Source organism: Myxococcus sp. AM009 (assembly GCF_013372605.1).
GTDB lineage: Bacteria > Myxococcota > Myxococcia > Myxococcales > Myxococcaceae > Myxococcus > Myxococcus vastator.
Genome location: NZ_JABXEP010000204.1, coordinates 1 through 11,615, shown reverse-complemented (window position 1 = coordinate 11,615; position 11,615 = coordinate 1). Strand labels below are relative to the sequence as shown.

13 protein-coding genes are annotated in these 11,615 nt (G+C 66.8%); 6 read left to right on the top strand and 7 right to left on the bottom strand.

The window, feature by feature from the left end; all coding sequences use genetic code 11:
• A partial coding sequence (locus tag HV824_RS32210; RefSeq protein ID WP_368738131.1) for an HD domain-containing protein occupies positions 1-436 on the bottom strand: 436 nt, incomplete at its 3' end.
• A gap of 594 nt (positions 437-1,030) precedes the next feature.
• On the opposite strand from HV824_RS32210, the gene HV824_RS32205 reads away from it, so the two are divergent.
• Positions 1,031-2,260 carry a hypothetical protein gene (locus HV824_RS32205; RefSeq protein WP_176424951.1) on the top strand — a complete coding sequence of 410 codons (1,230 nt, stop codon included), beginning with the start codon at positions 1,031-1,033 and terminating at the stop codon, positions 2,258-2,260.
• A gap of 153 nt (positions 2,261-2,413) precedes the next feature.
• On the opposite strand, the gene HV824_RS32200 is transcribed toward HV824_RS32205, so the two are convergent.
• Positions 2,414-2,602 carry a hypothetical protein gene (locus HV824_RS32200; protein WP_176424950.1) on the bottom strand — a complete coding sequence of 63 codons (189 nt, stop codon included), beginning with the start codon at positions 2,600-2,602 and terminating at the stop codon, positions 2,414-2,416.
• A 202-nt stretch (positions 2,603-2,804) separates the two neighbouring features.
• On the opposite strand from HV824_RS32200, the gene HV824_RS32195 reads away from it, so the two are divergent.
• The 3 genes from HV824_RS32195 to HV824_RS32185 all read left to right on the top strand — a co-directional run bounded on the left by HV824_RS32195 (position 2,805) and on the right by HV824_RS32185 (position 5,360).
• On the top strand, positions 2,805-4,292 hold the full coding sequence (locus HV824_RS32195; RefSeq protein WP_176417176.1) for an endo alpha-1,4 polygalactosaminidase: 1,488 nt from the start codon (positions 2,805-2,807) through the stop codon (positions 4,290-4,292).
• Positions 4,293-4,536: 244 nt separating this feature from the next.
• Positions 4,537-4,887, top strand: a complete 351-nt coding sequence (locus tag HV824_RS32190) for a helix-turn-helix transcriptional regulator (RefSeq protein WP_176417177.1) — start codon at positions 4,537-4,539, stop codon at positions 4,885-4,887.
• A complete protein-coding gene (locus tag HV824_RS32185) occupies positions 4,884-5,360 on the top strand; it encodes an SRPBCC domain-containing protein (RefSeq protein ID WP_176417178.1) in 477 nt (158 codons plus the stop codon). Before HV824_RS32190 ends, HV824_RS32185 begins: the two co-directional genes overlap by 4 nt.
• Positions 5,361-5,778: 418 nt before the next feature.
• Here HV824_RS32185 and HV824_RS32180 read toward each other — a convergent pair whose 3' ends face one another.
• From HV824_RS32180 to HV824_RS32170, 3 genes are all read right to left on the bottom strand, one after another.
• Positions 5,779-6,129: a hypothetical protein gene (locus HV824_RS32180; protein WP_176417179.1), complete on the bottom strand. Its 351-nt coding sequence runs from the start codon at positions 6,127-6,129 to the stop codon at positions 5,779-5,781.
• Between the two features lie 358 nt (positions 6,130-6,487).
• Positions 6,488-6,688 carry a DUF4291 family protein gene (locus HV824_RS37740; protein WP_368670896.1) on the bottom strand — a complete coding sequence of 67 codons (201 nt, stop codon included), beginning with the start codon at positions 6,686-6,688 and terminating at the stop codon, positions 6,488-6,490.
• Between the two features lie 208 nt (positions 6,689-6,896).
• The gene (locus HV824_RS32170; protein ID WP_176417180.1) at positions 6,897-7,562 is read right to left on the bottom strand and encodes a DUF4476 domain-containing protein; all 666 of its coding nucleotides are present in this window, start codon (positions 7,560-7,562) and stop codon (positions 6,897-6,899) included.
• A 234-nt stretch (positions 7,563-7,796) separates the two neighbouring features.
• Between HV824_RS32170 and HV824_RS32165 the strand changes: the two genes are divergently transcribed.
• Positions 7,797-8,612: a TrmB family transcriptional regulator gene (locus HV824_RS32165; RefSeq protein WP_368738130.1), complete on the top strand. Its 816-nt coding sequence runs from the start codon at positions 7,797-7,799 to the stop codon at positions 8,610-8,612.
• A complete protein-coding gene (locus tag HV824_RS32160; RefSeq protein WP_176424949.1) occupies positions 8,609-10,438 on the top strand; it encodes an aspartyl protease family protein in 1,830 nt (609 codons plus the stop codon). The genes HV824_RS32165 and HV824_RS32160 overlap by 4 nt, the downstream gene beginning before the upstream one ends.
• A 29-nt stretch (positions 10,439-10,467) precedes the next feature.
• Here HV824_RS32160 and HV824_RS32155 read toward each other — a convergent pair whose 3' ends face one another.
• Together HV824_RS32155 and HV824_RS32150 are read right to left on the bottom strand one after the other, a co-directional pair.
• Positions 10,468-10,743, bottom strand: coding sequence for an RICIN domain-containing protein (locus HV824_RS32155; protein WP_368670902.1), 276 nt, complete (start codon positions 10,741-10,743; stop codon positions 10,468-10,470).
• Positions 10,744-10,823: 80 nt separating this feature from the next.
• On the bottom strand, positions 10,824-11,615 hold a 792-nt coding region (locus HV824_RS32150; RefSeq protein WP_176424948.1), incomplete at its 5' end, for an alpha/beta hydrolase.

Sequence of the window (11,615 nt, the reverse complement as noted above, 5' to 3'; positions counted from 1 at the left end):
GGAGGTGCCGGCGCTGGAGGCGTCGGAATGGGCGGGGCAGGCGTCCATGCGGACACCGACGACACGGACGGCGGCCATCGCGTTTGAACCTGGGAGCATGCTTCCCCCCTATCGCTTCAGGTCGGAGCGCCAGCGGCAGGGTGTTCCTCGGAGCCTTGAATGCGTCGTCGAAGTCCGGTGGGTCCGCGCTCTGGGTGTGCTGCGGGAGGGTCTCAAGCTTGTCGAGCGCCTCCAAGGCCTGGGCTTCGGGTGACGCAGCCTGCTCGTACTCTTCCCAGAGGGGCAGGATGCGTTCGCGCAGGGGGGAGCCGAGCGTTTGCGTCGGGTGTACCAGGTCGGTCCGCTCCTGCTCGCTCTTGTTGGGGAACGTCCCCTGGCGGATGGCGGGGGTGGCCTCACCCAGGTCGTGAATCACGCACAACTGAAGAACCTTCAGCAGGGGTGTCGGTACTCATGTTGGATGCCCAGGTGGGCCGCAGTGAAGACTGCGCACCCCGCCGCTGTCCGGAGTCCACGCATGAAGTACGCGCTCCCGGAGCATGCGCGCTCAAGGCGTCTCCACCAACCGCGCCGCCGTACCCTCGGAGAGGGCCATCCGCGTCCAGCGGCGGACGCTGGGACGGATGGGGTTGATGGTGGAGTCGTTGGCGCCACTGTGGAACTTCAGCGCGGGCGGTTTGCTCGCACGGGCCTGGTGGATCTTGCCCGGGGGGACGCACTGTCCAACGTGGCTTGGAAGCACACACGACGCGGCGAAAGGGCCTTGGGTAGGCGCAGGTGTGCCGAGGACCCGTTGAACGAGGTCTTGCAAAAGAACGTGTCCACGGGCGCGTCAAGCCTGCTGCTGACGCGTCAAACACCCGGTGCGAGGCCTGGCATGCGTGCGTTCGCCTCGGGAAGTCGAGGCGCGCGGTGCTGGCACGTCTTCTGCTTTGGGTTTGTGACGGGGCTCGAAGCGGTAGCCGAATGCTCCGAGGCCGACAAGCGGCGGTGCGCTGCCGTACCACGACCAAGGAAAAGGATGAGTCATATGAAAGTCACAAATCCAATCTACGCCGGGGGGAGCTACGACATCATTCAAACGGTGTTCAAGCTCTCAAGGTTCTCGAGTCTGGGTGAAAGCCTGGAAGGCTCGGCCTCCGACATCCAGCAGCAACTTGGACCGGCCATAGACGACGCGCTGACGAAGCACAGCGACCAACTGGGCGTGTGGACGCGAGTGTGGGGGCCCTGCGTCTTCCAGGCTGACAAGGACTGTAGTGGTAAGTCCAGAGTGTCCAAGGTGGCCGACCAGGTCATGTACGTGGCCTACAATGCGTCGGCCAACTGCTATGTCGTGGCGGTCGCTGGCACCAACGGAAACAAGGATGTTGACCACAACTGGTATGGCACGGACTGCCTGGACAACAACGTCACGGTCACAGTCGGTTTTCCTCTGGGCATCAACCCAGCGAATGGTGAAAATCCAGATACGAGGACCGTGGGGTACATCTCGCAGGGGGCTGCGTGGGGAACCACGAATCTGCTGAACCTGCAGGACCCGAAGACGCAAAAAACGATTCAATCCTTCTTGAAGGACAATGAATCTTCCCAAGCGACGCTGATCTTCGCTGGGCACAGCCTGGGTGGCTCGCTCAGCCCGACCTTGGCCCTCTGGCTCTACCCGGACATCTTCGCGGCAAGTCGGTGGGGCGCGCTCTACGTGCTGCCGACGGCTGCTCCTTCGACCGGAGATCAAGGCTTCGTCAACGTCTTCAGCGCGATATTCCCGCCGACGGGAATCCGCGGCATTACAAAGTATGGGTTCTGGAATCAGGTCATTTGGAACCAGTACGATGTCGTGCCTCACGGCTGGACCAACCTGATGAACATCCAGCCCTTCAATGTGCCGAACGACGTCGTGTGGGATTATGTCAAGGACCAGTCCTGTCAGACGCTCTATGGTCCGCTCGGTGGTCTCTTCGGGCTCGACGCCAACCTCGTTTATGGTGCGATCAACGCGAAGTACGAATTGTTGCCGAACCCAAACCCCTACGTGAGATTGCCTTCGCAGATGTTCACGCCGTCGCCGCTGCCCGCGAAGCCGAGCACGTTCTTGGACTTCCTGAACACGGTGGGACAGCAGCACATCGACGCCTATGACTCCTTCTTCGGGGTGTCATCCACCGGGACGAAATTGAAGGTCAGCCTGATGACCCCCGCGCCCGGCGATGACGCCACCACGCAGGCGCAGGCCGCGGCCTCGCGGAGCACGGTCTAACACTCCGGATTCGAGCGTGGCTGGAGACAGGCTCCAGGTGAGCCCCCGCTCGGCCGGAACGGGGAGCACCGCTCGGACCAACCTTGCTCACGAGTCATGGTTCTCGAACACGAACCATCCGGCTCCGAACGGGAGAAGACCGAGGAGCGAAGCTCACGCCTCCTCGGTCTGCTCTACGCCGACCGGGCTGGTGCGAGGAGGCGGCTGGCTGCGCGGCGTGAGGTCGGCGAGACGTGGACACCCATGCGGCAGCTCCGTGGGCGCGGTCAGAATCCAGAGCCGCGCCACCCCGTGGAGCAGGTCCTCGCCAGCGCGGATCCTGCGCGTGAGGGACTGGCGCATACCTCCTCATGCGGGCTTCAAATTTCCATCAGAGGCCAGGCCCCCATCCAGACAGGGACGAATGTTCCAGGCCATGGGTGAATGTCGCGTGTCGCGCGCCACTTCGCGTTGCTGCTTCCGCGCGCCGGACGCTAAAGCCCGCCGCGTTCGCCGAGCGCATCGACGTCAGGGCGAGGCCTGGCTCCGGCGACAGGGAGCGCACATGCGAGTCGCGGCAGTAGGGTGGACGAGTCTGTGGTGCATCGCGCTGTTCGCCTGTGGTGGTTCCTCCGGAAGGGCGGACAGCGCGGAGCGGAGCGAGGACACGGCGGGCCTCGCGGATGCTCGAACTTTGACGTGCGCAAGTCTCCAGGTCGCGAGCGGCGCCATCGGCTCGGGGCAGAGCGTCCAGGGGCTGCACACGCAGACATTGTCGGGCACGCAGGACCGCTGGACGGAGTACGTCGAGTTCTTCCCCGGCACCTCCGCCACGTGCACGTACGCGCTCCCCGCGGACGTGGGCGCCGCCGACGTCATCGCCGCCGAGGTGGGCATCAACTATCGCGGGCCCGCCAGGTCGCAGATGCGCTGGCTGTTCGAGGCGTGGGACTACGCGGCGGGCGCCTGGGTGCTGGTGGGCGACAACACCTTCGCGCAGTCCTGGAGGTGGACCGCCACGTCGCTCGCGCTGACATCTCCCCAGCGCTTCGTCAGCGGAGGCCCGGTGAAGCTGCGCTACCGCACGACGTCCACGGCGGATGCGTCGCTGCTGGACCTGCTCGTGGTGCGCATCCAGGTCGCCGCCTCGGACGCGGGCACGCCCGGCGATGCGGGGACTCCCACGGACGCGGGCACCCCTGGCGACGCGGGAACGGGGACCGACGCCGGTACGCCCGTGTCGTGGGAGGGCGTCCACAGCTTCACCTACCAACTCACGAACTATCCCCAGGGGAAGCTGGACACCATCGCCAACTCGAAGTTCGACCTGGCCATCGTCGACCTGTCGCGCGACGGCTATGACGACTGGTTCACCGCCGCCGAAATCACCGCGCTCAAGGCCAAGGGCAAGCAGGTGCTCGCGTACTTCGAGATTGGCGCCATCGAGGAGTACCGCCCCGAGTGGTCCCAGGTGCCCGAGGACCTGAAGCTCGGCCCCGTGGGCGGCTGGCCCGACGAGCAGTACGTGAAGTACTGGGACGAGCGCTGGTGGCCCATCGTCCAGGGCCGCCTCGACCAGGCGCTCGCCGCGGGCTTCACCGGGTGCTACCTGGACATGGTGGTGACGTATGAGGAGATTCCCGCGAACGCCGCGGGCACCAACCGCGCCGACCTCGCGCGGAAGATGGTGGCCCTCCTGGCGCGCATCAACCAGTACGCGAAGGCCCGCGACCCGGGCTTCAAGGTGATGCCCCAGAACTCCCCGGAGCTGGTGGATGACCCCGCCTACCTGCCCGCCATCGACGGGCTGGGCATGGAGGACCTGTACTGGTCCGACGACAACGCCTGCGACGAGGGTTGGTGCGAGGAGAACCGGGCCAACGCGGCCCGGGTCCGCGCGGCCGGCAAGCTGGTGCTCTCCACCGACTACGCCGTGCAGGCCGCGAACGTCGCGGACGCCTATACCCGCTCGCGCGCGGCGGGCTTCGTCCCCTACGTCTCCGTGCGCGCGTTGGACCGGATGACGGTGAACGCGGGGTGGGATCCGCAGTAGCGGCTCAGCCCGTCCGGCGCTCCTCCACGAGGGGAGGGGCGCCGGTGGCGGCCTCACCGCCTGCGTGAGGCGCCCGCCCGTGGTGTAGGCCACCCAGACCAGCACCGCGAAGTGGATGAGCATGTCCCCCCACTTCCGCGTGTGGACGGACCTCGACGAGGACGACGGAGCCTCTCTGGGGCTGCATGATTGTGCAGGGGCCCGAGCTTGACGTAGATATGCATGGGCGTGTATATACACGTCCATGCAACTGGACGTCTTTCAGGTGCTCTCTGATCCGACGCGCCGCCGCATCGTCGAGGCACTTCGGTATGGCGAGCAGCAGGTCAGCGACGTCGTCGAGAAGGCTGGAGTCCACCAGTCCGGTGTCTCGCGGCACCTGCGCATTCTTTCGGAATCGGGCTTCGTCTCGATGCGGCCGGATGGGCAACGTCGCCTCTACGCCTTGAAGCCGGAGCCGTTCAAGGACCTTGACGGGTGGCTCGCGCCGTATCGGCAACTGTGGGAGGCGCGAATCGATCGTTTCGGAGCCGCACTGGAGAAAAAGCAACAACAACAGACTCGGCGAGTCGAAGGAAAGAGGCAGCGAAAATGAGCAACGAGAAGGCGAAGGTCGTCATCGAGCGCACCTACCGGGCGGGAATCCAGGACATCTGGGCGCTCTGGACCACGAAAGAGGGCTTCGAGTCGTGGTGGGGGCCACACGGTTTCCGTGCCGAGGTTCAGGAACTCGATGCGCGCGTAGGCGGTGCCCTCCGGTACGACATGATTGCTGACGCACCGGAGATGATTGCCGCGATGAAGCAGATGGGCCAGCCGACCTCCCATGCGACCCGTTCCCACTTCACCGAGGTGGCGCCACATTCGCGACTTGTCCTCACGAACGTCATCGACTTTCTGCCCGGGGTCGCGACCTACGAGAGCAAGATCGCCGTGGACTTCCTCCCGAGCGGCGACCGCGTTCGCATGGTGGTCACGCTGGACGCGATGCACAGCGAGGAGTTCACGAAGATGCAGCAGGATGGTTTTACGAGCCAGTTGACGAAGCTGGACTCGCGCTTCGCGTGAACTGAAGTCCGAATTGAATCCATCACGGAGCGCGGTGTCTCGCGATTCAGGGGCTCGGCGGGAAGCCCCTCGGTGGGCCGAGGTTCCTGCTCGCAAGACGGGGTGAACCGATATTCCACCGGGCGTCGTTCACCTTCGTGACGCGCGGCCGGAGGTGGCTGGCGGCATGCCACGGCCGCGCGGAGTGGCCCCGTAGCAGTCGGAGTGCCATTGCGTGCCTCAAGGGGCCTGTTTGCGGGGGCGGGCTGGCGCACGGGCGCGACACGCCTCGCAGGGGAGGCCAGGGTTCGGGGTGTCCACCCGCGCAAATGCACGTCTCCCCGCGCGCCCGGAGCACCCCGAGGTCATGAACGGAGTCACCGCCCGCGGCAACAGCGCCAGCCCTGACGCGGACTGACGCTGTGCCTCCACGGATGTATCAGATTCCGCAGATATCCTGGGCCAGCGAGATGCACGCTTCGATGAACTGCGCGGTGGTGCAGTCTCCGTTCTGGGTGCAGACGATGTCGCCGGTACCCGGCTCGCTGCACCACTGCAGCGTCACCCAACACGCGGCCTCGGTGACGGTGCGTTCTCCTTCGATGGCTTGGGCGCTCACGTTGCTCTCGCCCGAGGCGTCCCGCACCGTCACGGCCGTCCCGTCGCTCAACGTGGCCTCGTAACGCGGCCCCTGCTCGCCAGCGACCGCCTCCGGCGAAGACGTCTCACCACAGCCCGTGAGCACACCCATGGCAAGACCCGCGACCATCACGAATGACAGTGCTTTCATACGCTTCTCCTGGTGATGGAACTCACCAACCTGAGCTCCGGAGAGCGATATGCAATATTTGTCTGCGCTGCTCTATCGTTGAATGCCACTATCTGAAATGTTTTCAGTCTGCCCCTGTGTCTTGGAACGCAGTTGCCTGCAGTCGCTGTGCATGGGTTGGGCGTGGCGACTGCTTTCGTGAAAGCTTCCGCTCTGCTTGGGCCGCGCAGGGTCCTGCGCTCGCGCGCGAACGTTGTCTGGGCGACTTGAGCGAACCATGAAGGCCCAGAAGTGCCGAGGGCCCACATGCGGTGCGGAGAGGCCGTGCGGCCTTCCCAGTGCACACACCGGCCCAGGCATCCTGCCCCGTCCCCCGGTGTCACATTCCGAGCCGCCGGACGAGCTCCGCCGTCACGGGGTAGACGGCCTCGGGGGGCAGCAGCCGTGAGGCCTGCTCCGCGCGTCCGGCGTCCAGGTGCTTGCGCGGCTTCTGCATGAGCGGCGTCAAGTCGGTGATGGAGACAATCCAGTCCTCCGCGAAGCGCTGGATGATGGCGCGGCGTCGAAGGCCTTGCGCCACGCCCCCGGCGAGCCGTGGGACTTCGGCGCGTCGGCGGTGAGGACTCCGAGTCCCAGGGCCACTTCAGGAGGGGGATGCACCGCGGCCCCCACCCACCTTGCGGCTGATGTTGCCGCGCTGGCCCCTGGGCTGGGGCCAGTGAAGCAGGGCGCCTGGGTGGGTAGGGATATCGCGGCGCGCGGAGGCTGCTGGGGCGACCTCGAGCGGACTACTGCTCGGTGATGAGCTCCACGTACTCGTCAGCGGAGATGGAGTTCTTCCACTTGGAAGCGAATCCCAGCGCGTGCTGCGGGTTCACCACGCGGGGCGCGGCCGTCTTCGCCACGTCCAAGCGGGTGATTTCGTTCTGGAACAGGTCCAGGACCAGGCCGAACTGCTTCGCGGTGAGGAAGGCGCGCTTCATCACCTTCTCCACCATGTCCTCCCGCGTCAGCTCGTTGTGGGTGCTCTTGAGGGACTGCATGAAGCCGCGGAAGGTCTCCGCGTCCATCGCGAAGTGGCCGTTGCGCTGCATGGTGCAGCCCGGGTCCTGGTTCGTTCCACAGTCGCGGAAGGCGGGCTCGGAGTCGTACCGCACATGCCGGACGGACTCCTCGCGCGGCGCGACTCGCTCACGACGCTCTCTGCGCTCATGTCGCTCCGGCGGCGGTGGAGTCCCGGTGCCCGACACGTTCACCTCCATGCGGGCGCCCCCACCGCGAATCTCCATGTTGACGCCCGCTGCCTCGCCATCCGGGGACATGCCCTCCACGGAGATGCGGGTCGACGGCATGTCAATGTCATCGGCATGGATGTTCATCTCGACGTCCTGCGCGAAGGCGGAGGACGCGGCGAACAGGGATGAGGCAAGCACTGCGCGAGCAATCGGGTTCATCGAGCTTTTTCTTTCTGTGGTGCGGTGAGTCAGTCTCCGACTGGCTCACCTTGACGCACTTCCGGGTAGAATATTCACGGCCCGGTTGTCGACGAAAGGCCTCGTTTGTTCGCGCGTTGGAAGGGACTCGGTACCGGTGGACCCAGCCCTTGCCCCAGGCGTCCTGGCGCTCCGCGGCTTGAGCATTATTACCAATAAGTAATAATGTGAGTCATTGGCGCGGATGAAGGGCTCGTGGCCCTTGGCTTCACGGAGATGGAGGCGCGGGTGTACTGCGAGTTGCTCAAGGGCGCGCCCGCCACCGGATATCGGCTCGCGCAGGCGCTGGGGAAGGCGCCTCCGGGCATCTACCAGGCGCTCGCCTCGCTCGAACACAAGGGGGCGGTGCTCGTCGAGGAGGGCGAGCCCCGCTCCTTCCGGCCCGTGCCTCCGGACGAAGTGCTCACGGCGCTCCAGCGAGGCTTCGAGGTGCGCAGGCGTGAGGCCGCGGACGCGCTGCGCAGGCTCCACGCCCCGGTGCAAGACGACCGCATCTACCACCTCAAGAGCACCGCACAGGTGATGGAGCGCGCGCGGGCGATGATTGCCGGCGCCACCGAGCGGTTGCTCTTCGACCTCTTCCCGCCGCCCTTCGGGGCACTCGCCCCGGCGCTCACGGAGGCGAGCGCCAGAGGCGTCTCCATCGCAGGGCTCGTCTACGACGCGTCCCCCAAGGTGTCCTTCGACTGCGTGCGGTCGTCCGACGCGGACTTTGTTCGGGAGCGTTGGCCGGGCGCGCAACTCACGCTCGTGGTGGACGCCCGCGAGTTCCTGGTGGCCCTGCTCACGCCGGATGGCACCGGCGTCAAGCAGGCCATCTGGAGCGACAGCGTCTATCTCTCCTGCCTGCAACACAGCGGGCTGTCGGCGGAGGTCCAGCAGAGCGCGCCGCGGTCCGCGCGCACGCGGCTGGCGCGGTCCTTCTCCCTCATCGCCTCGAGCCCACCCGGGCTGCGCCACCTCGTGGGGCAGCAGTCCCTCTCCTCTTCCAAGCGCGGAGACACTCCATGAGGTTCCTCATCGCGGTTCTGATGTCCCTGCCCCTCGTGCTCGGCTCCACCGAATCCAGGGCAGACGCGCTGCAGCCGCTCCTCGCGCGGCACCTGGCGTGGCGGGGCGGGGATGCCTTCACGCGCCTAGAGAGCATCCACGCGCGAGGGAAGTCCGTGGAGGGCGGACTCAATGGCCTGGTGGAGTCCTGGAGCCACCGGGACGGACGGGCCCGCGAGGATGCGGACTACGGAGTGCTGCGCCAGTCGATGAGCATCACTCCGGCAGGAGGCTGGAAGCTGAACGCCAGCGGACAGGTCGAAGACGCCTCGGCCACCGACGTGCGCGATGTACGGCACCAGGTGGCACTCGACTTCGGGACAGCGCTACAGGGGCGTGCCGGCGCCACGCTCGCACTGCGGCCCGACGCACGGCGCGACGGCCGCACCTGGAAGGTGGTGCGCGTCACCTTCGGCGATGAAGACCTCTACGACTTGTTCCTCAATGAGGCCGACGGAGCCCTCCATGGCCTGAGCATCCGCGAGAACAACGTCACCCGCTTCGTGCGGATGGGAGACTGGCGTCAGGTCCAGGGCGTGCGCATGCCCTTTCTGGAGGAGGTGCTCACCGACAACCCGGACTCCGACTCACGGCTGGTCGTGGAGGCGCTGGAGTTGAACGTACCCATTCCTCCCGCCGTCTTCGAGCGCCCCCTGGACGTCCGCAAGGTGCGCTTCTCGAACGGCCACCACAGCACGGGCTTCATCCCCTTCGAGTTCTTCAACGAGAACCGCGTCTACATCCCGGCGCAGGTGAACGGCCAGGCAACGCAGGTGCTCCTCGACAGTGGCGCCGAGATGACGGTGGTCGACACGGCCTACGCGCGTGAGCTGGGGCTGGAGACCCAGGGGCAGCTCGCTGCGGTCGGCAGCGGCGGGCAGGCACAGGCCCAGCTCGCCGGCGGCGTGGACATCACCCTGGGCAACCTGACACTGACGGGGCTGACGGTCGCTGTCATCGACCTGTCCGAGGTCGCACGGTTGATAGGCCACCCGCTGCCCGTCGTCCTGGGCAAGGAGGCCTTCAACCAGCTCGTCGTGGACGTGGACTTCCCCAACAGGCGCGTCGCCTTCCATGAGGCGTCCCGCTTCAAGGCGCCGCCGCGAGCGGTGCGGCTCCCCCTGGTCGAGTCCGCGGGAGGGCAGCGCGCCGTCCAGCTCTCCATCGAGGGCCGTCCCCCCATTCCGGTGCTGTTCGACGTGGGCAACGGTGGAGCCCTCTCGCTCTTCCCCGCGTACTGGCAGCAGGCGGGGCTGCTCACGGGGAGGCGCAGCTCCAAGACGCTGTCCGGAGCCGTGGGCGGACTCCGGGAGCGCGATGTGGCGACGCTGAAGGACATCCAGCTGGCGGGCATCACCCTGAAGAACGTGCCCACGGTGTTCGACGACGCGGGCAAGAGTGTCTCCGGCTCGGACCGGCTCCTCGGCAACCTGGGGCTCGCCGTCCTCGGGCGCTTCCGGATGATAACGGACTATGCGGCGGACACGCTGATGCTGGTCCCCGATGCCCGCGCGCTGCGGCAGCCCTTCCTCAAGGACCGGTCCGGACTGATTGCCCTCCCTTCGGAGGGACGGCTCGTGGTGAAGCTGGTCGCCCCTGGGGGCCCCGCCGCCGCCGCGGGCTGGAAGGTGGGGGACGAAATCATTGCCATTGATGGACAGTCCATCGGCCCCGACTCCGCGGGCACGGAGCTCTCACGCTGGCGGTATCGCGCCACGGGCAAGACGGTGGTGCTAACGTTGAAGGACGGGAGCAAGCGCCGGCTCACCCTGCGCGACTATTACTAATCCAGCCGCGAAGCCCCGTGGCTCTTGGGTCAGATATCCAGCTGCCAGAGCTGGTTGTTCGCCGTCCCGTCGCGCTTCATGGGGAAGGTGATGAGCCGCCCCGAGCCGTCTGTCCTGGCGCCCTCGATGTCAAGCACGAGGCCGTTGAGCTGGCTCTGGATGTAGTAGGTGCCGCGGACGCGGCCGGGCACGAACTGCCACACCTGATTGGGCTGGCCATGGGCCTCCCAGGTGACGACGCGGGTCCCCTGGGCCTTGTTGGCTCCCTCCACGTCGAGCACGAGCCCGTTGAGCCGGCTGCGGATGGCCCTTCATGACGGGGGGGCACCTGGATTTCATTCACGCCCCACTGCGTCCTATCTACTTGCAGCGCGAGGGAGCGCCCTCAGTCGACGGGCGCGTGCTGCTGGAGGAACCGCCCCACCCGCGCCCTGGCGAGCTGACGGCCGAAGCCGCCATCCCAGATGTCGAAGCCGTGCTCCGCGTAGGGCAGCGTGAAGAGGGCATGGGAGACGCCCGCCTGGGCCAGTCGAGCGGCCATCGCTTGCGAGGCGTCGAGCGGCACGACGCTGTCGGCCCCGCCATGGAGCAGGAGCGTGGGAGGGGCGCGTGGCCCGACATGATTGATGGGGGAGAGCAACTCGTACAGCTCGCGGTGGCCTTCCAGCGACACACCCGTGAAGCCCTCGAGCGGAGCAGGGGCGCTCGCGGCGTAGGCCACCAGGTCGCTGGGCGCGTAGAAGCTGATGATGGCCGCCACCGACGTGTCCCCGGGGGCGCAGGAGGACGGCAGGCGAGCAGCTCCCTCGGTGTACCCCGCCAGGGTCGCGAGGTGGCCGCCCGCGGACTCACCGAAGAGGACGAGCCGGTCCGGGTCGATACCGTAGGTGGCCGTGTGCTCCTTGGCCCAGCGGATGCCACATTTGACGTCTCCCGGAGCCTTCAAGCCGGTGGCGGGAGGAAAGAGCCGGTAGTCGAAGGAGATGAGCGCATAGCCCCGCGCGGTGAGGAAGTCGGCCCAGGCGCGGGCATAGCCGCGCTCTCCACCACGCCAGCCACCTCCGTGGAAGTAGAGCACGGCGGGGCGGGCCGTGGAGGCGGAGGGCTCGGGGAGGAAGACGTCGGCGTACAGCTCGCGTCCCTCGACCACGGCGAAGCGAACGGTGTGGCTCGGGAG

Coding starts and splice junctions, on each gene's coding strand:
- HV824_RS32195 (WP_176417176.1), top strand. CDS start 2,805: ATGCGAGTCGCGGCAGTAGGGTGGACGAGTCTGTGGTGCATCGCGCTG.
- HV824_RS32185 (WP_176417178.1), top strand. CDS start 4,884: ATGAGCAACGAGAAGGCGAAGGTCGTCATCGAGCGCACCTACCGGGCG.
- HV824_RS32200 (WP_176424950.1), bottom strand. CDS start 2,602: ATGCGCCAGTCCCTCACGCGCAGGATCCGCGCTGGCGAGGACCTGCTC.
- HV824_RS32205 (WP_176424951.1), top strand. CDS start 1,031: ATGAAAGTCACAAATCCAATCTACGCCGGGGGGAGCTACGACATCATT.
- HV824_RS32170 (WP_176417180.1), bottom strand. CDS start 7,562: ATGAACCCGATTGCTCGCGCAGTGCTTGCCTCATCCCTGTTCGCCGCG.
- HV824_RS32190 (WP_176417177.1), top strand. CDS start 4,537: ATGCAACTGGACGTCTTTCAGGTGCTCTCTGATCCGACGCGCCGCCGC.
- HV824_RS32180 (WP_176417179.1), bottom strand. CDS start 6,129: ATGAAAGCACTGTCATTCGTGATGGTCGCGGGTCTTGCCATGGGTGTG.
- HV824_RS32160 (WP_176424949.1), top strand. CDS start 8,609: ATGAGGTTCCTCATCGCGGTTCTGATGTCCCTGCCCCTCGTGCTCGGC.